The organism is Dysgonomonas sp. 216 (genome assembly GCF_010501065.1).
Lineage (GTDB): Bacteria > Bacteroidota > Bacteroidia > Bacteroidales > Dysgonomonadaceae > QVMM01.
Map to the genome: position 1 here is coordinate 1 of NZ_QVMM01000015.1, position 21,133 is coordinate 21,133.

Genomic DNA, 21,133 nt, shown 5'->3' on the forward strand with positions numbered 1-21,133 from the left:
GTAACACCGAAAGTTTTGTACCCGATGGTACAAATTGTGCCGAATTTGATACACAGGATGAATTAGAGGCGCATATCATCAAAAATAATCTGACTGAATGAAAACAAAGTAGTTCTAATTAGAGTTTATGGCTATCGGAAAAAGTAAAATAGAGCTAGTTCTCGAAATAAAGAACCGCATAAAATCGGGGCTTTCGTCGGCAAAAAAACAAATACGTTCCGATGTCGGCGAAATGCGTGCACGTATCGCGGAATTTAAAGCATCGGCAAAAAAAGATTTCAAAGAAATTGCCGGCAGTATTCCTGTAATTGGTGGTAATTTAAAATCATTGACGGGTGGCATCGGCTTGGTTCTTGCGGGGATAGGTTTGTTATCGGCGGGCATGATAAAAGCGACCGACCGAGCCGCCGAATTTAACGCGGAATTTCGAGGGCTTGCAAACCTGAATTTAACAAAAACGCAAAAAGAGATAAACGATTTGCGGACGTTGGTTTTAGATACGGCTTGGAAAAAAGGGTTCGATTCTATAAAAACAAGCGATGCATATAACGAAGTCCAATCGACCGTCGGTTTGTACGGTAACGACGCGCGGGCAATAGTTGAAAAACAGGGCGAATTTGCCAATATTATGCAAGCGGATATGACAAAGTGGGTTGCGGGTACATCTAAGGCAATGGCAAACTGGCGGTTTGGTATTGACCGCCTCGACGATTTCAATAAATCAGCCTATGCAGCCATGCAAGTCGGTGTTGTGTCGTTCGAACAATTGGCAAATGTTCAATCGGTGTATGCGGGGGCGGCGGCTTCTGTTAAACAGGATTTTGACACGGCAAATAAATTGTTCTCGCTGTTTACTATTAAAACTAAATCGCCGGAAGTTGCCGCAACATTAACAAAATCGTTATTTAACGACCTTACAAAGAAATCGACGGTTGATGCATTTAAAAAAATAGGCATTAATTTTTACGATACCAATAAGCAGTTAAAGCAAGCCGACGTTATCATGCTTGAATTAAATAAAAAATTCATGCAGATGAAAGACGATAAGTCGATAATAACCCTCAAAAACCAATTTGCAGGCTCGGAGGGGCTTATTGCAATGATTCAGGCAGCGACCGACAAATCAGGCGAATTAAAAAAGACTTTCGACGAGTTCACCGAATCGAAGTTCAATTTTGATTCAGCTAAAACGATGGCAGAAAATGATATTTTATACCGTCAGGAACAATTATCAAACCGTATAGATAATCTCATTATCCGTATGGGTCAAGTATTGTTACCCATTAAAGAAAAGCTTGTAGGGTTTGCGGAGGGTATTGTTACCGGTATTGATTGGATGGCGAAAGATCAGAAAGGAAAACGGCAAACAATAATTGACGATGAAGCAAACCATACCCGTCAACAAAATGCCGATTTGCTAAATATCGAAAACCTCACACAGGAACAATTCGATAAGCGCATGGCGTATTTCAACGATTTATCGAAGCAGTTCAAAACGAGGTACGATAATAAAACAAACGAATATGCTAATCCAAGCGGCGCATTTTATAACTATAATCCTTTCTATCTGGCAAAAAGTACTAAAGGACGGCTAGAGTATCGCGACGAACAAAATAACTATTTAAGGCATCGCGATTTTGCACGATGGAAAACATATAGCGGTTTGGCTGATGAACTCGACAAGAAATGGTACAACCGTAATACGATTCAGGATTCCAGCACCTCGACAACCGGTTCAACCGGCGAAACTATAACCGACGACGGTTCGGGCGGTAAGTCGGTTAACGGCATTGTAGGTTCGGCAAAACAGATTCGAAATATAACAGTGAATATTGAAGCGTTTAACAAGGGCGGTATAAATATCCAAAGTACAACCCTTCAAAATATGGATGCTTCACAAATTGAAAATTGGTTTATAGATACTTGCTTGCGCGCCGTTCGTCAATTAGAAACATCTTATTAAAGGGTATTTAAACGCTGTTTAAATGAATGAAGATTATAGCAAGATATTTGACCGGATAAGTACGGCGGTTAATAATATACCGACAAAGGTTGCTACCGTCGCCGTTAATTTCAGCAAAGAACGTTTCGTCGAAAAAAACTGGATAAATAAAAGGAAAATATCTTGGAAAAAGACGAAAAAGAAACGAGGGTCAACGCTTGTTGCTTCGGGGCGGCTGAAACGGAGTATTCGAAAAATAACTGTCACGCCTCAATATGTTTCTATCGGCACGGACGTACCATACGCCCGCGCGCACAATGAGGGTTTAGAGATTAGCGGAACGGAAAGCGTAAAGCAACATACCCGCAAACAACATCGCCGACGTTCGTATATTCGTAAGGATAAGCGAATCAAAGCGCAAATAGTGAAATCTCACACGGTTAAGCAACATTCGCGAAAGTATAAACGAAAGTTTGTAAAACGGCAATTTATCGGACAATCGCAGGAACTTGAAGATAGGATAACAAAACTTATCAACTCGGAAATAAGTAAGGCGATAAAGGGTTAAAAAAAGCCCCTGCCTTATAAAAGCGGCTCTCACCCCGCTAATATACAAAGATGCGTACACATCACGACAGAGGCTAAATGCCTTTGTGGGTTTGATGTGTACGCATCTGTTTTAAATGTGAGAGATAACAAAATTACTAATAATAATTATATAAGAAAATGGAAGTAAGAAAAGAAACAAAGAATTTAGGAACTGTTATTATTAAACCGGTTGACAGAAATACGGCAAAGGAATTGATAATCAAAAACCATTATTCGCATAAATGGAATAGTGCGAGTTTTGGCAAATATAACTTTGGCATATTTAAGGAAGAAAGCCCCGATTTATGTTTGGGCGTTGCCTCTTATGGCTATATGAAAAATTGTAAGGCAAAAATATTTTCACACCCAAATCCCGATGCATGGATGTGTGAATTGAACCGCATGTGGATTGATGATTGTTTCGGGCACAATGCCGAAACGTTGTTGATTGGTGCGTCGCTTCGTTTATTACGGAAATCAGACCCGAATATCGTTGCGGTGCAATCGTTCGCCGATGGTCGGTTAGGCTGTGGAACTATTTATAAAGCGGCAAATTTCAAGTATTACGGCTATCACTACACGCGCTTTGTGGAAAACACAAGAACCGGCGAGATTATCCACGAACAAATATTGACAAATACCACCTCAACAAGCGGTTATTTACGTGCGAACATAGCCTATTTAATAGGTGATACAAAGACATTCGAAGTAAAGACCTATCGTTATATATACCCATTCTGCAAGCATTTTAAGTTCAAAACACCCGAAAAGCCATATCCGGAATATGACAAAGGATTGAAGCCTGTCGAATGGGTGAGAGATTGCACCAAGATAAAAGAGAACATAGTATATCTGTTATCAAAAGTGTAGATTAACCCTAAGTTAACAGCAAAGATTAAAAGAAAGGGCGCAACTACCAAAAAAGGTTTTGCGCCCGAATTATGAAATTTACACGATTTGATTTATTTTTATGCACGATTTAAAAAAACGATTATATGTGGTTTTGAATCCTTCCTGATGACGTGCAGTAATAAAGCCTGATATGAACCAAAGCACAAGGCTTGCTACAAAAAGGATTAAACTAATATATAATATAACTAAACTCGAAGTCATAGCAACAGATACATTTACTATTAAACAAACTTATCTTATATCTTGTTTATTTTTTGATTGTAAAATGGAGTATAATGTGAAAAGTAAAGGGGCTTGCCCGATTTTCTGGACAGCCCCTTCAAGGAACACTTAAACAAATTTACGTTGTCAATTTTTATTATCTGGAATTAATTATTATTGTCGACGCCAACCACAGTCGATACGCATTGCTTCAACTATTTTAGCATGAATAATTAATGCTTCTTTTTGCTTTTGAGCGCTTCCAAGATTTGTGATTTCCGATCGCTGGTTGATTCCATAAGGCCAAAAATGCTGGCTATCCCCTTTCAAGGTTTCACCTGTGAGTTCTTTTAATAGTGTTGAGGCTGTTGTTCCTGTAAAAACACCATCAACAAACATATTTCTGTATTCGTTGGTAGTTCCCGATCCAAAATAGTGTGCCATCTCGTGCATGGCTGTTCCTACCCACATATACCATTCGTTAGCGCCAAAGCCTATGGAACCTCTGAATGATGCTTGTGCAGTAGGAATACCCTCGCTATAGTAAACCCAAACGTTACCTTCGAACGAAGTGTATCTGTTGTAATAATAACAGGCACTATCCATAGCTGTTTTAATAAGTTGGTACACTCTGGGTCTGTCTGTTTGATTTATCTCCCCCGACAGAGTGTAAGTAACATTACCCTTCATTGTTGTTACTTTTTGAGGTAAACTATAGGCTGTTCCCGAACTATTGGTTGAATATGAACGAATATAGTAATCGGTATTAAGCTCGAAATCCTCAATAGCTAATATAAAAATTCCCTTTTTTGCTTGGGCGTGAGCTAGTTTATTATCGTTAATTGTTGGATTAGGATTTGTTGACCAACAGACTCCTCTTTCTATAATATCGCTGTCTCCTATGTCGGCAACTTTACACGAACAGCTTATTTTTTGTGTTGCACGTTGAAAAGAAGCCGAGCTCATTTCCACTGTGGGAAGGATAAGTTCCGTTTCGGTGAAATTTAGGCTATCAATATCCGAAAGTAATATATCTGTTTTATCTTCAGGTTGATATATTTCGAGTATAGTTTGGTTAGCTCCTATCTTTAAACTATCAATATTTGATGTTGAGATGCTCAAAACTGAGAAATCTTTTTTGTGAACATTAAATGCTTTCTGGGCAAATGTCGAAGCAGAGACAAGAATGATGGCTAGTATGATAGAGTAATATTTTTTCATTGTTTAGTAAATTTATAGACTTCGTTATTTGCTTTTAGTATATACATTCCGTTTTGCAACTGACTTACATCAATTGTTTGTCCTTTGCTTTGAATGCTTGTTCTTGTTATGTGAACTCCACTTACAGTGTAAATGTCTATAATGCATTTTCCTTCCGGAATGTTTTTCAGAATTAAATAGTCTGTAGCCGGATTAGGATAAACACCAATATCGTTTTTTATAGTGTGTATATTCTCCAATCCTGTTCCCGATTGATTAAATAATATTGACCGCACTGAAGATAGTCCGATATTTTCTATCTGATTTGCAGTGTAGTGTAGTACCATGTCATCGCCCGAGAATGTTATCTTCGAGATGGAACTTAGCATGACCGATTTATTATCGTTTGTCCATGTTTTTATAACCATCGACGGACTTTGTGCATAAATCCAACCAGTTCCCAGAATAAGAGAGAATAGAATGGGCAGATAAATTTTTTTCATTATAATTATTGGTTAATTAAGACGGTATTAGCTTCTATAAACAAATTTAGATTAAAAGATAAAACTATAAGATTAAAATTGAATCAGAATAGTGGGTTAAAGAAACCAGAAACGTAGTGTGCAAACTTGTAGCAATAGTTTTCTTTATTCTAATTTATAATTATTTTTTTTTGCGTTATATCGTTCTTATTTTTTACAGTAACAATATATATGCCCTGGGGTAGCGTTGTATTAAATGTACTGCTTTTTATAGGTTCGTTTACAAAGCTAAGGCCTACTATATTATGAACATATATGTACCCGTCTGCCGGGAGCTGATCTATACATAACATATTGTTTGAACTGTAAATTTTTGTCGAATTATTAACAAATTCATTTTCAATGCCTGTAAAAGAGCTAATTGTAATATTGAAAACAAAAGTGATTCTAGCAGCCTCATTTACATCTGTTTTGTAAGTAAGAGCCTGACGTATAGTTATTTTATCTCCTTCTTTACATAGACCGGGATATTGCCCAATGTTGAATGTCAGACTATTGGTTTGTAATTCTGAGAATATATAGGAGCTGTTTCCCCAATTTGTAACATAACCGCTTTTACTAAACCAATGTCCCGGTGCATTTGCTGTGGAAGTTGAATTAAGGGTTCCGTTGGGGTTTATTGCTGCATAAGTTATTTTCCCGGATTTATATGCTTCTCTGATTTCAGACATCTGGAGGCAAAATGCACGGCAAACTTTACCCAAGTCGGGTTGCATAGGAGTACTCGGATATGTAGACGAACTTCCATTATACGGCGCTAATACCAAATCGTAGGTTAACGTATCGTTATATGGTTTGTCGTCAGGTCCGAAATTATACACTCCGTACAAATTAGTATTTTCAAACTTTACTTTATATGGCCATTGTTCGTCGTTCGAATCATCGTCGTCCCATGCATGTAACCAATGGGTGCGGGTTCCGCCACTTACAACAAACCATAGCTTTTCGCAATTTTCGGGAGTGGTAAACGAAACGGTATCTTTCGAATCTTTTGCTACGGCTTTTTGCATAGGAGAGTAAATGCGTTCTCCATTTTTAAGTAAAGCTACAAATCCGTATCGCCATTCTCCGAAGTTATAATTTTTCTTTCTGAATCCATTAGTGTTAACCAATCCTTCAAAATATGCTTCTATGGTTGTTGGCTCTTCCGGTATATTCAGCTTAAGAATGTTGTATCCGTAATTTTCAACACAGTTAGTCGAATCTATAACCCAATAATTGTCGTCAGACAAATTCATGGCTGGTTGAGGGCGTGTGTCTATTTTACTTTCGCCATACGAACGTAGTGCCGGAATATCCCAGCTTGCGAACCGGGCGGCACAATCGTACATCTCGTCACAAAATTCAGATTGGGATATATCTGTTATTCGTTTATATGCGTTGACTGGATCTTCGGGGTAAACCGATTCATTCCATAATCTTCCGATAAAATCCATTCCGTGAAGGAAAGTCCAATAGTCCTGTATGAAATAATTGTCGTAACGTGGAGTTTCGTGCAGAATATGTTTATGCGCGGTATTCATGTAGTTTACGAATCTGCCATCGGTAAATTGTAGTTCGGGATAAATTTTGAATGCTTGCCATTGGGCGCATTGTTCCCACCAACAGTTTCCGCCACTACCGTTTAGCCCGAATCCATACATCCAACCGTTTTTGTTGTTGTTATTATCGCAATGTACCTGATATTGAAAACAATGTCCCACTTCGTGAGCTAAGGTATGTCCTGCGGCTTTTGCCGACCATGCAGTAAGGGTTAGTAAACCAATCATGTCTTCAACTCCCGATCCGGTGGCTTCCCAATCCTGAGTATACCGAAGTTTTATAATCATTTTATAAAGATCGGTTTTGGATGATCCTCTTTTTATAAATTTAAGGGAATCGGCATAAAAATCGAAACTTTTTTCAGCTATATTTAATAGGTTATCTACATCTATTTGATAAGATCCGTTTGATGCCAAATTAGGATTTGTTCCATATCCAGCTTCCCAAAATATAATAAAATTATCCGATTGCTTACTACGCGAATAGCTCCATTGGTTATTGTCGTCATTTACATTGCCAAGAGATGAAGGTACATAGATGCTTTTTCCTGAATCGGTTGTGGCAGCCAGTATATTTGTATTATTAATTGTTATGGAAGATAACAGTAATAACGATATTATTTTGGTATAGATGTATATTTTAGATTTCATGGCGTGTACATTTTTTAAGGGGAAAAAATGATTTTAGTTTGATAAACACAAGAGAATGAAAAAGAAAGAGGTTCTTTCCAAACCTCTTTCTTCTCTAACCTTATTTAACCATAATTGTAGTTTCCAAGCTTTTTAACCATGGTGAAATGAATCGGATTTTGATGTCACCACTTTCGCTTGTCGATTTTATGTAAGCTAACATTTGTCCATGAAAAACACGATGAACATTGTCGGTATAATCACTCATATCTTGATTGTTACTAGCTTCTAGCCCTAATAATCTTCCGGGTCCTGATATCTGGCATGTTATTTCGTTATCCGATAACATGACAGGAATTCCCTTTTCATCTACTATTTGAATAACTACTTGTGCAATTCCGTTTTTGTCGATACTTTGGTCTGTCGATTTTAGAATTATAGCATAAGGCTGTGCAGACGATTGTATTGCATAACGTGAGATTTCGTTGTTTTTATTATCCATTCCGATAACTTCAAGCTTTCCTGTTTCGTAAGGAATATCCCAGTAAATAATGCCTGTATTATCGTCATAATCTTTAGTTTGTCCTACAACTTTTCCGTTTAGTTCGAGTTTTGCTTTAGCAGCATTTGTATAACATACAACCCGTATTAATTGTCCTTCGCTGTAATTCCATATTGGCCAGGCATCCATCGATGGTGTTTTTTCTTCGTAATTTCCTGCATTTTCAGCATCTAATTGCGACCATACATCTTGCATCTGACTTTTGGCCCCTTTACCCGGTGTGGGGTATGTGCCTAAGTATGCCATTGGTTTATCCGACCAAAGCGATTGACGATAATATCCACGAGGTTTAATAAATCCTCCGAAATCGAGTAGTCCCGAGTAAAATCCTCTTGAAGGCCAGCGTCCCGATTCGCCTAGGTAATCTATTCCGGTCCAAAGGAATTGTCCGAATATGTGTTCTTTATCCCTGACCGATTTCCATGCGCTTAGCTCGTGGCGGTTTTCACTACCATATATTACTCGATTTGGATATTTTTGATGATCGGAATCGTAACGATTTTCAGTGTAGTTATATCCGGCAATATCCAGAGCTCCCGGATATTCTGTTTCGTTCGACATCGCCACACCGGCAAGTCCGGCAGTTGTAGGACGAGATTTGTCGTATTGTTTTACAACAGCAACCAAACGTTTAGCTATTGCCCCTAAACGCATGGCATCCGGAGCGTCTTTTTTATATCCTCCAAATATAGGTTGGGTAAAACCGGTTTCGCTTCTTCCATCTAACACGGGGTGCGAATAAGGATCGTTCGGGTAGTCTACTTCATTTCCTATGCTCCATGCAAAAATAGAGGTGTGATTACGGTCGCGGCGTACCATATCGGCTAAATCTTTTTCTCCCCACTCTTCAAAGAAATCGAAAGCCCCCTGAAATCCGGGTGTCCCTACGTTCCATCCTTCTATCCATTTTCTTTTTGCATATTCCCATTCGTCAAAAGCTTCGTCTAGCACTAAAAGCCCTAATTCGTCGCACAGGTCATACAAGTCGGGCGATTGAGGGTTATGGCTTGTGCGTATAGCATTACAGCCGACCTCTTTTAGGGTAAGTAACCTTCTTTTCCAAACTTCTCGGGGAACAGCTGATCCTAAAACCCCTGCATCGTGGTGTAAACATACTCCTTTTACTTTCATCCATTCGCCATTTAAGGCAAATCCTTTGTTCGGATCAAATGTATATGAACGTATACCGGTTTTAGTAGTAGTCTGATCAATTATTTTTCCTCCATCTGTAACGGTTGTTTTCAGTTGGTATAAAAGAGGGGATTCTAAGCTCCAGAGCTGTGGATTGCTTACTTTTATCGAGGCATTTATTTTACCGCTTTCTCCTGCTTTAACAGCAAGCTTCTGTGTTTTTTTGGCTACAACCTTTCCTTCAGGCGAAATAAGTTCGTTATTAATGCTTAGGGTTGAGTTTGCGTTTGATGTGTTAGATATTTCAACTTCAAAATTAACTGTTGCCTGTTTTTTAGTTACATTGTTGGAATAAGCATACACGCCCCATTGCGCAATATGTATAGGATTTGCATATACTACCCAAACGTTACGATATATTCCTGACCCTGTATACCAACGCGAATCGGCGCTTTGACTATGATCAACACGTACAGCTATAACGTTATCTTTTCCATATTCAATATGTGGTGTTGCATCATACATAAACGAAATATATCCGTTGGGGCGTTTACCTAATGATTTTCCATTTACAAAAACTTCACTTTGGTTATATACGCCTTCGAAATATAAATATACTTTTTCTCCTTTTTTTGATTCTGGTATGTTCAGTGTTTTACGATACCAACCTATACCTCCGGGCAGGTATCCAGTACAACTTGCCAATGTTGGGCTAAGTTGCCCTTTTACACTCCAGTCGTGAGGAAGGTTTACTCTTCTCCATCGGTTATCTTTAAAGTCGGGCGATTCAGCATTTTGTTGGTCGTTTAAAGTGAACCTCCAGCCTTGATTTATTAATTCGGGTTGCCCGAATGATACTTGTGCCGATAGCTGTGCAGAGAAAAACAAAAGAGCTATAAGTACTAAATTTTTCATGTGGTATATATCTTTCATTAATAAATTAAATTATTTCACTAGTTAAGGCGATTAAAGGATGCCCATTATCCTAAAGAAGAAACAACGGCTTTTTAGCATCATGCCAAAATGCTTTATTTAATTGCTCTATTGTAAACACTTGGTCATTTCAGCAGCAGCAAGTAAAAATGCTCCAACGCCTACATCGGCAGTCGAGTCGGCATCAATCGTTTGTTTGTCATCAGATTGTTGTACATATCCAATTTTTCCGTCAGGTTGTAATGCCGTTTCTGTTAAATATTTCCAGGCTTTGTTTATAGTTGGTAAAAATATTTCTTCGTCAAGCAGATTATTGTTGATGCCCCAAAGCAATCCGTAAGTAAAAAAGGCCGTACCGCTGGTTTCCGGCCCGGGATTGTCTTTTGGGTCTAAAATGCTACACGTCCAATATCCTTCTTTTTGTTGCTCTTTAGCTAATGTTGTAGCCATTGTTTCATATATCCGGATATATCCTTCCCGTTTGGGATCGTTGATAGGTAGGTCTTCTAATGTTCTGACAATAGCCGCAAAAGCCCATGCATTACTGACTGATTCAAAATCCTTTAGTCCGTTAAGTGTTTTATGTTGCGGAAATTTGCTTTTCCTGTCACTGTAAAATAATCCAGATTCAGAATCGTATAGCAGATTTTTGGCGTAGTCGAAACCCGAATGGAGCCTGTCAAGATATTCTTTGTTTTGAGTTAATATGTACATCTTGGTCATTACCGGCATTGTTATGTACAAATTGCTGGTCGAATTCCAGTAATTGTCGTTTGAAGCATGGATCTGATTGCTAATTGTTTCTTTCATTTCTTCAATCTTCGCATCAAGAGAATCTAATTGGTAAAGCATTAGATAGGCTTGAAAACAAGCTTGCCAATCGTATGGCATGTTTTTATTCAATCCATTTTCTTTTGTTTCGGTTTCATTTTTACCTGCCCAAGTTTCTGTGTATAGGCGATAATCTTCTATTCCGGTTATTTTATAAGCAGCAAGGTTGCCAATGTGATAAACAGCACCATTCCACAATACATTCCCATGCTCGGTATGTGTTTGTTGCCAATGATTGTTTACCTTTTTTACAATTTCAATTATCTCCGAACTTGAAGATTTTGTAATTGTTGTATCATGCTTTTCTGTGCTTTGTTGTTCACTTGTATTCTTAATGCATGCGCTAAAAGAAGAAGTAAATATTAATGTCAGCAGTAGCAGGTATTGTATATTTTTATTTTTCATACTCTTAATCAAAACATCGCATATTATTTCATAATGCAAATATTGTAAAGACTTCCCAAACACAACGGGCTGAAATAATTCAAATAAAGGCGAAATTTGGTTCAGCCCAATTTTATGTGAAGATTTGTAGCTTTGCATGGAGTCGGGTTTCTTGTGAAAAATGAAAGATTTGTCCACTCTTACTGGTGGATTTGTAGCATATCAGATATATAAGAACTCCTATATTTGTGTTTGAATTAATTCTTATTATTAGATATCCATGAAAAAACTATTTATCTCATTATTTACCCTATTCTTAGGGTTTGCGAGTTATGTTTCTGGACAAGGTGTTGTTTCTTCTGTAAAGATTGGTGAGTTGTTTTTACCATCTAGCTCATTTACTATTTCGGGGGAGCAATTAACGGGACAGGCATTTCAGCAAGATGCGCTGATAACTTATAAAAATTATCAGTATACCGTTTATTACAACAGTACTCGTAATGTATGTATTGCACGGCGTAAAATGCCGTTAGGGCAGTGGGAAGAAATAGTTCTTCCGTACCAGAATAGCGAAAATGATGCCCATAATGTGATATCGATGGGTATTTGCGCTAACGATGGCAGTATTCATTTATCATACGATCATCATAATCATCCACTACATTATTGCTATTCTCTTGAGGGTTCGGCTAATGACCCAGAGAATATGCCATGGCAGGCCGGTAATTTCAGTCAGACTACTGATGTAATGGATACTCAGGTTAAAGATGTTACCTATCCGAGGTTTATAAATAAACCTGATGGTAATTTGTTGTTTGAGTGTCGTTACAAACTAAGCGGCGATGGAGATAGCTATCTGCGCGAATATGATGGAAATGCAAAGCAATGGACATATATAGGACGATATGTACAGGGCAGGGATGCCAATCCTGATGTGTGCGCTTATATTAACCGCATCGATTATGATAAAAATGGAAGATTACACGTTTCGTGGTGTTGGAGAGAGTATTATGGCGGCGAAACGAATAAAGACCTGAGTTATGCTTATAGCGATGATGATGGTAGAACGTGGAAAGATATTACAGGAATAAAAGTAGCCGAAAGTGAACCTGATTATGTGCCTGTACCGGGAGAGGACGCTCGTGACCGTGTTACAAGTAAGTGCCTTAGTATAAAAATTCCGTCTCTGAAGATAAAGGATATTCCTAAAAATAAGGGATATATCAATCAGGAGTCTCAAACCAGCGATAGCAAAGGGCGTCCTCATATGATTAACTCATATATGGACGAGGGTACAGATAGCAATTGGAGCACGTCTCGTACAAAAGCCGTTTTGCATCATCATTTTATCGACGAATCAGGGGTTTTACAACATCGTTATGTCAAGAATGGAAATGCAAAAGTAAATTCATACTGCCGTACCCAAATTGTGGCCGATGCTTTTGATAATGTATATGTAATAGCGAACCATGGAGAAGTATATGTAGCCACAGAGGCTGGAGATTATGATGACTGGCAGTTATTGGCTAAGCAAGATCAGGATATCTTTTTATCCGAGCCTCAGGTTGACCGAAAGTTGCTTTTAAAAGAAGGGGTTCTTTCTTTCGTATATCTTCGGTCTGATGCAAAAGTTGTAGTTGTTAATTATTTGTTAGACAACCCCAATACTCCTGCCGGTACAGGTGTTTTAGCTGAATATTTTTCTGATGATAATTTCTCTACTATTATATCCTCTTCTGATAATTCGAATATAAATGGGCAGGCTTTTCCGTTAGGAACTAAAAGCGTACGTTGGTCAGGAACTTTCGAAACACAATATGGCGAAAACTATACGATGTATTTGAGCACATCTGAAGCATCGGCAGTGTATGTTGATGGTAAAAAGGTTCTGCTTACTAAGAAAAGTAGTGTTGCTGAAGAGTATGAGTTTACATTCTCGCCTATAGCATCGCATAAACACAATATTGTTATTGAGTCTCAGGTAGAGTCTTCTAATCCTGTAACATTATCGTGGGCGAGCGGAAAGACTAATAAGGAAGTGATTCCTGTGGATGCATTGTATTCAGAAAAAGCAAACGATGATGATGTTGTTACAACAGAGCCCGATTTGAGGAAGAAAGCAGAGCTTGATAATATATTGTTGTCGGAAAAGAAATCAGTAAACACAACAGGAAAAGAAACGTTTGAAGTAACACCATTCAATCCTCTGAATGCATATAGTCTGGAAGTAAAGGCAAAGATTAATTCTGCTACGGGCAGGGGAATGGATATAGAGGCACGGTCGAAAACGGGCAAAGGTTTCCGTTTCTCTTTAGGCGAAACAAGCATAAGCGAATCGAGCGTATTAAACAATATCACAAAATTTGCGGTTGCCGATAATAGTGTAGAACAATCGTATCGTTTTGCAGTAGTAGATAATAATGTTTATGTATACTGTGGGCAAGAGTATTTGGGAGCAACAACCATTGAAGATATTAAGAATATACAAGCCGATGATACGGAAACTGAACCAACGGCTAGTTACGGAAATGATATTATGCCCGAATGGGCAGGTCCGAATGCTTTAGGATCGGCAAAGCCTACAGAATATGGCTGGAGTGCATCAGCTAGCGATATACCTTGGAATGCAGTTGGAGGAATGGGAGTAAGGTACGAAAATGTAACTCATAACTTGGAAAATGGAGGTAGCTTTACAGGTAGATTGATGACTATTCGTTGGGATGCCACGTCTTATGCATCTGCAACCTATTTTTACCCCGTAACGTTAGAAGCTAATACGGTTTATGAGTTGTCGTTTCTTTATGAATGTTGGGCAAATGCGACTTCGACAGCGTCAATAACAACCGGCATTAGTCAAGCGAAAGATGCAACCGGCATCTATAAGTCTGAAACTCATATAACTCCTACAGCCACACAAACGTTGAGGCGTGGAACTTTTACATTTACTACCAAAGATGCCGGAACTTATTATTTGACATTCAGTGGAGCTTGGGCGATGTATGGTATTGGCGATTTTAGATTGAAAGGTATTTCATACGAGAATCGTTTGTTGATAGGGAAAAACTATAACGAAGGCTCTGCCGATTTCGAGGTGTTTTCTGTAACTTATCAGGACGGTGCATATGCGCCGGGCGAAGGCTCTGGTGATACACCTAATCTTTCGGTAAAAGAAATTTTACCCACACGGTTAGCCGAAAATGTTACTATTACAGCTTTAACAGGATCGAAGAATGTAAAATTGTTAGATTTTAATCCTGCCGATGAATATACATTGGAGATAGCAGCAACAGTTACATCTGCGGATGGCAGGGGTATGGATTTTGAAGCTAGGGATGAAAATGGTTCAGGTTTACGCACATCATTAAGCAGCTCTTCTCTTACATGGATACTACCTTTTGCTCAACCATTAACAATAGCCTCGACAGGGACAACAGAGCAGGTTGTACGTTATGCTGTTCAAAGTGACAAAGTACATGTTTATCGGAATGGAGAATATGAAGAATCTTTCGATAAGGCATCTGTAGGAGATATGAATGCTGATGGAACTACTGAAACAGATATTATAAGTGGTATTAGTATTTACGACGAGTCGAATATTATTGCGAATCCTGATTTTAAAGCGACTGCAAATAATGAAGCTCCATCCGGATGGATTAGCGAAAAGACGTTAGGTGGAGGTACAAATCCGCGTGTACAGGTAAATAATAATGAAATACCGGGAACAGATCCTACAAGGGCAGCTTTTGTTTTCCGATTCGATAACGATAGTGATTACGGTACTTGGTATTCATACGGAGTTCAACTAAAACCATCTACTTGGTATGAGTATGCTTTCGATCTGATTACATGGGGAGAGAATCAGAGTAAAACTTTCAATATTATAGTTTCAACTTCGCAAGATGGAACTACAGGTAGCGTGGTAAACAAATCTGTTACTACACCATCGGTACGTGCAACAGCGGAAAGAAAAGTAGTCCGTTTTAAAACGTCTGAATCGGAGAATCCGACAGATCAATATTATCTTACTTTCTCTAAGTCAGCGGGAATGGGAACAACAGGGGTTACAAACCTTAGTTTGATCGAACACTCGGCTAATCGCATTTTATTCGGAAAGAATTATGCTTCAGGTTCTGCTGATATACAAGTTAATTATATTTCGTACGATCAATCGGGGGCATATGCTCCGGCTGCGTCAGTATCGATAGGAGATGAAGATCAGTTGAAGGATAGCTACGTGAAATTTGTTGTAGCAAACGGAACGGTAACAATCTGTAGCGATTCTAAGATATTGAATGTAGCGATATACGATGTGATGGGACGTTGTTGCCTGAATAGTAAATGCTATGAGAATGTTTACACTGCCGATATGGCACAACAAGGTCTTTATGTTGTGAAAGTAAAAACAATAAGAGGAGAATATGTAAAAAAAGTAGTCGTTAAATATTGATAGTTAGCACATTATGTAAATACAGGCTGCCTCATTAGGCAGCCTGTATTTGTTATAGTGATCTTTGATATTCTCTAGGGGTTACGTCGAACTCGTTTTTAAAACACAATGTAAAGTATTTAGGATCGGAGAATCCGACAGAATAAGCTACTTCTGAAATGGAAACAGATGGATTTCTAAGCATCTGACAAGCATGTTTAAGTCTGATATTCCGGATAAATTCGTTAGGAGATAAACCCGTCATAGTTTTTATTTTGCGATAAAGCGAAGATTTTGACATGTTTAATTCCTGTGCAAACAGGTTCACATCCAGATCTGTATCAGAAAGTTTTCTTTCTATAATAGATATCGCATTATTAAGAAATTGCTCATCGGACGATTGGTAGTCGAGTGTCGATATGTTTATCTCTACATTCGACTTAAATTCTTTCTGTTTGTCTTTTTTATTTACAATAAAATTGTGTATACGTGCCGCTAACACCTTGAGCTCGAACGGTTTAGATATATACGCGTCGGCTCCTGCGTTATAACAGGCTATACGGTCGTCGGCGCTATTTTTGGCCGTTAACAGAATAATCGGGATATGGCTCGTTTCCAGATTACTCTTTAATGTGCGACAGAGTTCCAAACCATCCATTTCGGGCATCATAACATCGCTGATAACAATATCAATACTATTTTCTTTGATAGATGATAATGCCTCAATACCATTAGTTGCTGTGAATATATTGTAACTTTTGATCAATATATTTTTCATCAATGTTAATAGCTCTTCATTATCCTCGACAAGCAATACTGTTGTTTGTTCTTTTTCGGTGTTTTCGGCTTCAGTATTTTCGGTAATAGCTTCAATTTCATCCAGTTTGTTAGTCTTGCCTTCTTCTTCAATAGCAGGCAATTCTTCTTTATCCAAGATAGTTATATTGTCTCCTTTTACAACTTCTGTTACATTGTATGCCTTTTCGTCTATAGGGAGCTCGACAGTAAATGTTGTTCCAACATTAACTTCGCTTTCGACGTTAATTGTTCCGTTATGCAGATCTATAAGATCTTTAGTTAGAGATAAGCCTATTCCATTGCTATCGTTAAACTGCCTGTCGGAACTATTGCTGTAAAACCTGACAAATATTTTATCAAGTTCGCTTTGGGAAATTCCTACTCCTGTGTCGCTTATTTTTATGACAATATAAGCTTGATTATCTTTCTTTGTCTCTTGTTTCAATTCAACCTTTATTTCTCCATCGTTAGGAGTATATTTAAATGCATTTGATAAAAGATTGAATATAACTTTGTCCACTTTGTCGGCATCGAAGTAGGCCTGAATTTGATTATTTTCAGAAACGAAAGAAAAGTTTATGTTCTTTTTCTTTACCAAAGGCATAAAGTGAGTATCGCAAACATCTTTTATAAAAGTGACAATATTGCCGTACGATATTTGTAATTTCATCCTGCCGCTTTCAACTTTTCTGAAATCAAGAACTTGTTGTAGCAAGCGTTTTAGCCGATTTACATTTGAACGCATTATCTCAAATTGCCCTATTTTGCCCTTATAAGTCATTTCTATATCATCTATTAAGCACGAAATGATAGTAAGAGGAGTTAGGAAGTCGTGAGAAATATTGGTAAAATAACGTAACTTGCTCTGAGTCAATTCTTCCGATTTGTCTTTTTCAATCTGTGCTATCTTCAGTTCATTTCGCAATTTTATCCTGTTTATTGCTGTCCGGTATGTAATATATATTAAGATTATTATTATTAGTGTATAAATCATGTAGGCCCACCATGTTTCGTAAAAAGCAGGGCGTTTGTATATCTTTAACAGGGTGATATTATCCGACCATAAACCGTTCTCATCTGTCGATCTGATATAAAACTTATGATTTCCTTTTTCCAGTTGGTTATATATTGCAAATTGTCGGTCGCTTTCGTTGTATACCCAGCCATCGTCAATGCCATCCATTTTGTATGCATACTGAATTTTGGTTGGATATATGTAGTCAAGAGATGAAAAGTTTATTTCTATATTTTTATCTCCGGGCTCCAATACTAGTGTTTGAGATATAACATCGAACCGATGATTATCATTATTTCGGAAAACAGACTTGTTATTAATTTTAACATCAATAACTAATGGTTTTGCATCTTTCGGGTGTTCCGATAGCTTCTCCGAAGCAGTAAATACTGATATGCCTTTGTTCCCTCCGAACAATATTTTTCCGGAAGCTGTTTTCAGATAAGAATTTTCCAAGAACGAATTAACTAAAACCCCATCGGTGCTAGAGTAACTGCGCAAAGCTTTGTTTACGGGGTTGTACTCTATTATACGCTTATTTGTAGATATCCATATGTGCCCGAAATCGTCAGAAATTATGTTAAGAATACCTTCGTTTAATATTTTGAACAAATCTGAATTATCGGTAAATCGTTGTTCCAGAATATCATATGTTATGATATTGCCTTCTTTTGTGCCTATCCAGACTTTGCCGTTTATATCGCCGCAAATGGAGGTAATATTGTTGCTTATAAGATTTCCATTAGTCTCGCTATAGTTTATAATCTTCGATCCGTCAATGTTAATGCTTCCTTGTATCGGAATGTGGTAAATTCCCGAATTTCGGCTGCTAACCCATACCGAACCTTTTGTGTCTTCGGTTATTCCTGTTATCGAATTTAAAGGAAGAGTTATAGCATTGTCTTTGTTGTATGGTAATACTATAAGTTTTGTTGATGTAACTATCCAAATGTTATTTTTTCTGTCTTCAAAAAAGCTCAGCGGCTGTCCGGGATCGTCAACAATATTATACAGATTAGTTTGGCTAAGCAGGGAAATATTGCCATTTTTCTTTTTCATCCGGTAAATCAATCCATCATATTGTGTTCCAACCCATACTTCTTCGGGTCTTGATCTGAAGCTTGAAATACAGTTAACAAGGTTTAAGCCCGGTAAGCTTCTTAGTTCCGGATTGTCTCGGAAAAAGCTTACTTTATTTTTTTGCGGATCAAATAAGCCTAATCCCCATCGGTTTTGAGCAATCCATAAATCGTTATCCTTGTCCTGATATATTGATGTTATATTAGGTGTGATACCTGTCATGTCTTTAATCGCTTGCAACGAATAGTTCTCTATTACAGGCTTGTTAAAACTAACAGTTAATACACCTTCGCTAAAAGTCCCAATCCATAGATTACCATTATGGTCTTTTATAACTTCGCTGAATATATTGTTCGATACGTTGAATAAGCTAGAGGCTTCAACGTCTTGCTCTATATCGCCATTATCGGTGTATTTCATGGCGTGCATACCTGCGGTAGATATAATCCAGATATACTCCTGAATATCGTCCTGCTCAATACTGAACGCATATAATTCAGGTGTGTTACGTCCTAAGGAATAAACCTCTATCGGTTTATACATTGCCTGACCATTTTCGCTTTCGTTCGGGTTGAATAAAAATATACCATCGCCCCATGTACAAATCCATAGCTGTTTTCTACTATCCTGAAATACTTTGAATGGGTTGTTAGAGTTTCCTATGCCCGGAAAATTCTTGAATGTGTCTTTTTCTTTGTCGTATTTATGAAGTCCGTTTCGCCACGTTGTAACCCATATATTGCCATCTAAGTCTTCGTATACCGAATTTATACTGCCTATAGGTAGCGAACTGTCGTATTTTTTACGCAGCGTCATATCGGGGTTAAACCTGAACATCTGTCGGTTTGTTCCAACCCATATACTACTATCCGATGTTGTTGTGATACACCTTATTTCCTGATTTGCTAATTCTTGCCCGTCGAAATGACTTATTTGGTAAGTACTTTTGTCCAAAATGTTCATTCCTTTTTTCGTCCCTATCCATAAGCGGTTGCTAGTGTCTTCACTTAAGCAGGTTATTTCGTTATTTGTAAGTAGTTGCGGACTATTCAGATTAGATCTGAATACAAGAGTTTGGTATCCATCGTAACGGCATAATCCGTCAAGAGTGGCCAGCCACATAAAGCCTTCCTTATCTTGATATAATCTTTGTACCGAATTAGATGGCAGTTGTTCTGTTAAGGTTATAGGTGTGACTGATATGCGACTCGAATATGTATTATTACAGTTTACAATAAATAACAGTAAAAATAAATATATAATCTTTTTCATAAATAAATTAAATGTCTTTTGCTATCCGGCTTCTGTTGAAGCTTTTTTAGCCCTAAAAAATGAGTTGAATAATTCTTATGCCCTAAATGAATGTTTTTTATCTTATTGTTCCATTTTGTGCGAGAACAAAGTCAGCAAGTTCTAAATTACGAATTTATTTTGTATAAACCAAAATAGATAATACTATAATGTTACTCGTTGTAATAAAATAAGGGTCGTTATTCGAATCCTGTTCTTTTTGCAATATTCTATCAGTGTAGAATTAGTGTGACGTTACAATGGTATACAAGCTGTATTTATTCAAAACCTGACAATCCTGACAGTTTTTTGCAAATTATGTTTTTGCTTATTGGGTGCCGCAAGTTGAATTGAGATTGGTAGCTGGTATATAGATAAATTTTAGCTGTCGATTTGCATGAAAAAGAAGAAACTTGCAGGGTTCTTTTTGTTAATAGTGGCTATTCTTTCTTTGTCTTTTTGTACAACATAATATATCTTTGTGTTTAACTATGAAGTGTATAAGAAATATATGGAACAAGATTTTGTCTGATGAAAATGGTAAAAAGAACCGCCATACAGTCGATATCTTCTTGTTTTGTATAGCTTTGGTTGCCTTCATCCTTTTAATTTATAGTTTCAACTGGTAATGATTCTCCCCAAATACTATCATGAAAATAACTTTATTGGTAATAGGTAAAACCGATGCCGGATATTTTAAGGAAGCGATTGAAGAATATCGTAAACGTCTCGAACATTATTTGCCGTTCGACATACAAGTTATTCCCGATATAAGAAATACAAAGAGCTTGAATAGCGAACAGCAAAAAGATAAGGAAGGCGAACTTATTCTCAAAAACTTACAATCGGGAGATTATATGGTTTTACTCGATGAACACGGAAAAGAATACACCTCGATGCAATTTGCAACTTACATTGAGAAGAAAACCCATTCTGTCCCTAAACGATTGGTGTTTGTTATTGGCGGGCCATATGGTTTTTCGAGCAGTGTTTATGATAAAGCTTCGGAAAAAATATCGTTGTCAAAAATGACTTTCTCGCACCAGATGATTCGTTTGGTTTTTGCCGAACAGTTGTACAGGGCAATGACTATATTGAATAACGAGCCTTATCATCACGAATAGGTA

At 37.7% G+C, this 21,133-nt stretch carries 11 protein-coding genes; 5 read left to right on the forward strand and 6 right to left on the reverse strand.

The features are described 5' to 3' along the window. The first annotated feature begins 127 nt into the window (after positions 1-127). The 3 genes from D0T53_RS09445 to D0T53_RS09455 all read left to right on the forward strand — a co-directional run bounded on the left by D0T53_RS09445 (position 128) and on the right by D0T53_RS09455 (position 3,400). Positions 128-1,963, forward strand: a complete 1,836-nt coding sequence (locus tag D0T53_RS09445; RefSeq protein ID WP_163267215.1) for a phage tail tape measure protein — start codon at positions 128-130, stop codon at positions 1,961-1,963. 22 nt (positions 1,964-1,985) lie between these two features. Next, on the forward strand, positions 1,986-2,510 hold the full coding sequence (locus D0T53_RS09450) for a phage virion morphogenesis protein (RefSeq protein ID WP_163267217.1): 525 nt from the start codon (positions 1,986-1,988) through the stop codon (positions 2,508-2,510). A gap of 158 nt (positions 2,511-2,668) precedes the next feature. Next, positions 2,669-3,400: a hypothetical protein gene (locus D0T53_RS09455; RefSeq protein ID WP_163267219.1), complete on the forward strand. Its 732-nt coding sequence runs from the start codon at positions 2,669-2,671 to the stop codon at positions 3,398-3,400. Positions 3,401-3,817: 417 nt separating this feature from the next. Here D0T53_RS09455 and D0T53_RS09460 read toward each other — a convergent pair whose 3' ends face one another. From D0T53_RS09460 to D0T53_RS09480, 5 genes are all read right to left on the reverse strand, one after another. Further along, the gene (locus D0T53_RS09460) at positions 3,818-4,864 is read right to left on the reverse strand and encodes a hypothetical protein (RefSeq protein ID WP_163267221.1); all 1,047 of its coding nucleotides are present in this window, start codon (positions 4,862-4,864) and stop codon (positions 3,818-3,820) included. Further along, on the reverse strand, positions 4,861-5,346 hold the full coding sequence (locus D0T53_RS09465; RefSeq protein WP_163267223.1) for a T9SS type A sorting domain-containing protein: 486 nt from the start codon (positions 5,344-5,346) through the stop codon (positions 4,861-4,863). The genes D0T53_RS09460 and D0T53_RS09465 overlap by 4 nt, the downstream gene beginning before the upstream one ends. Before the next feature lie 149 nt (positions 5,347-5,495). Continuing rightward, positions 5,496-7,577 (reverse strand): DUF6055 domain-containing protein, encoded by a 2,082-nt coding sequence (locus D0T53_RS09470; RefSeq protein ID WP_163267225.1) that lies wholly within the window; start codon positions 7,575-7,577, stop codon positions 5,496-5,498. A 100-nt stretch (positions 7,578-7,677) separates the two neighbouring features. Further along, a complete protein-coding gene (locus D0T53_RS09475; RefSeq protein WP_163267227.1) occupies positions 7,678-10,164 on the reverse strand; it encodes a sugar-binding domain-containing protein in 2,487 nt (828 codons plus the stop codon). A 126-nt stretch (positions 10,165-10,290) separates the two neighbouring features. Then, entirely contained in the window at positions 10,291-11,418 is a 1,128-nt protein-coding gene (locus tag D0T53_RS09480; RefSeq protein ID WP_163267229.1) for a glycoside hydrolase family 88 protein, read from the reverse strand. Positions 11,419-11,677: 259 nt separating this feature from the next. Between D0T53_RS09480 and D0T53_RS09485 the strand changes: the two genes are divergently transcribed. After that, the gene (locus D0T53_RS09485) at positions 11,678-15,844 is read left to right on the forward strand and encodes a BNR-4 repeat-containing protein (protein WP_163267231.1); all 4,167 of its coding nucleotides are present in this window, start codon (positions 11,678-11,680) and stop codon (positions 15,842-15,844) included. A 52-nt stretch (positions 15,845-15,896) separates the two neighbouring features. Here the strand turns inward: D0T53_RS09485 and D0T53_RS09490 are convergent, their stop codons facing one another. After that, positions 15,897-19,988, reverse strand: coding sequence for a hybrid sensor histidine kinase/response regulator transcription factor (locus D0T53_RS09490; RefSeq protein ID WP_163267233.1), 4,092 nt, complete (start codon positions 19,986-19,988; stop codon positions 15,897-15,899). Between the two features lie 668 nt (positions 19,989-20,656). On the opposite strand from D0T53_RS09490, the gene rlmH reads away from it, so the two are divergent. Next, positions 20,657-21,130, forward strand: coding sequence for a 23S rRNA (pseudouridine(1915)-N(3))-methyltransferase RlmH (gene rlmH, locus D0T53_RS09495; protein WP_163267235.1), 474 nt, complete (start codon positions 20,657-20,659; stop codon positions 21,128-21,130). The last annotated feature ends 3 nt before the right edge of the window (positions 21,131-21,133 follow it).

Bases quoted from the DNA above. Each gene is read 5' to 3' on its own strand.
- D0T53_RS09465 (WP_163267223.1), bottom strand. From the start codon at position 5,346: ATGAAAAAAATTTATCTGCCCATTCTATTCTCTCTTATTCTGGGAACT.
- D0T53_RS09445 (WP_163267215.1), top strand. From the start codon at position 128: ATGGCTATCGGAAAAAGTAAAATAGAGCTAGTTCTCGAAATAAAGAAC.
- D0T53_RS09485 (WP_163267231.1), top strand. From the start codon at position 11,678: ATGAAAAAACTATTTATCTCATTATTTACCCTATTCTTAGGGTTTGCG.
- D0T53_RS09490 (WP_163267233.1), bottom strand. From the start codon at position 19,988: ATGAAAAAGATTATATATTTATTTTTACTGTTATTTATTGTAAACTGT.
- D0T53_RS09480 (WP_163267229.1), bottom strand. From the start codon at position 11,418: ATGAAAAATAAAAATATACAATACCTGCTACTGCTGACATTAATATTT.
- D0T53_RS09450 (WP_163267217.1), top strand. From the start codon at position 1,986: ATGAATGAAGATTATAGCAAGATATTTGACCGGATAAGTACGGCGGTT.
- D0T53_RS09470 (WP_163267225.1), bottom strand. From the start codon at position 7,577: ATGAAATCTAAAATATACATCTATACCAAAATAATATCGTTATTACTG.
- D0T53_RS09455 (WP_163267219.1), top strand. From the start codon at position 2,669: ATGGAAGTAAGAAAAGAAACAAAGAATTTAGGAACTGTTATTATTAAA.
- D0T53_RS09475 (WP_163267227.1), bottom strand. From the start codon at position 10,164: ATGAAAAATTTAGTACTTATAGCTCTTTTGTTTTTCTCTGCACAGCTA.
- D0T53_RS09460 (WP_163267221.1), bottom strand. From the start codon at position 4,864: ATGAAAAAATATTACTCTATCATACTAGCCATCATTCTTGTCTCTGCT.
- rlmH (WP_163267235.1), top strand. From the start codon at position 20,657: ATGAAAATAACTTTATTGGTAATAGGTAAAACCGATGCCGGATATTTT.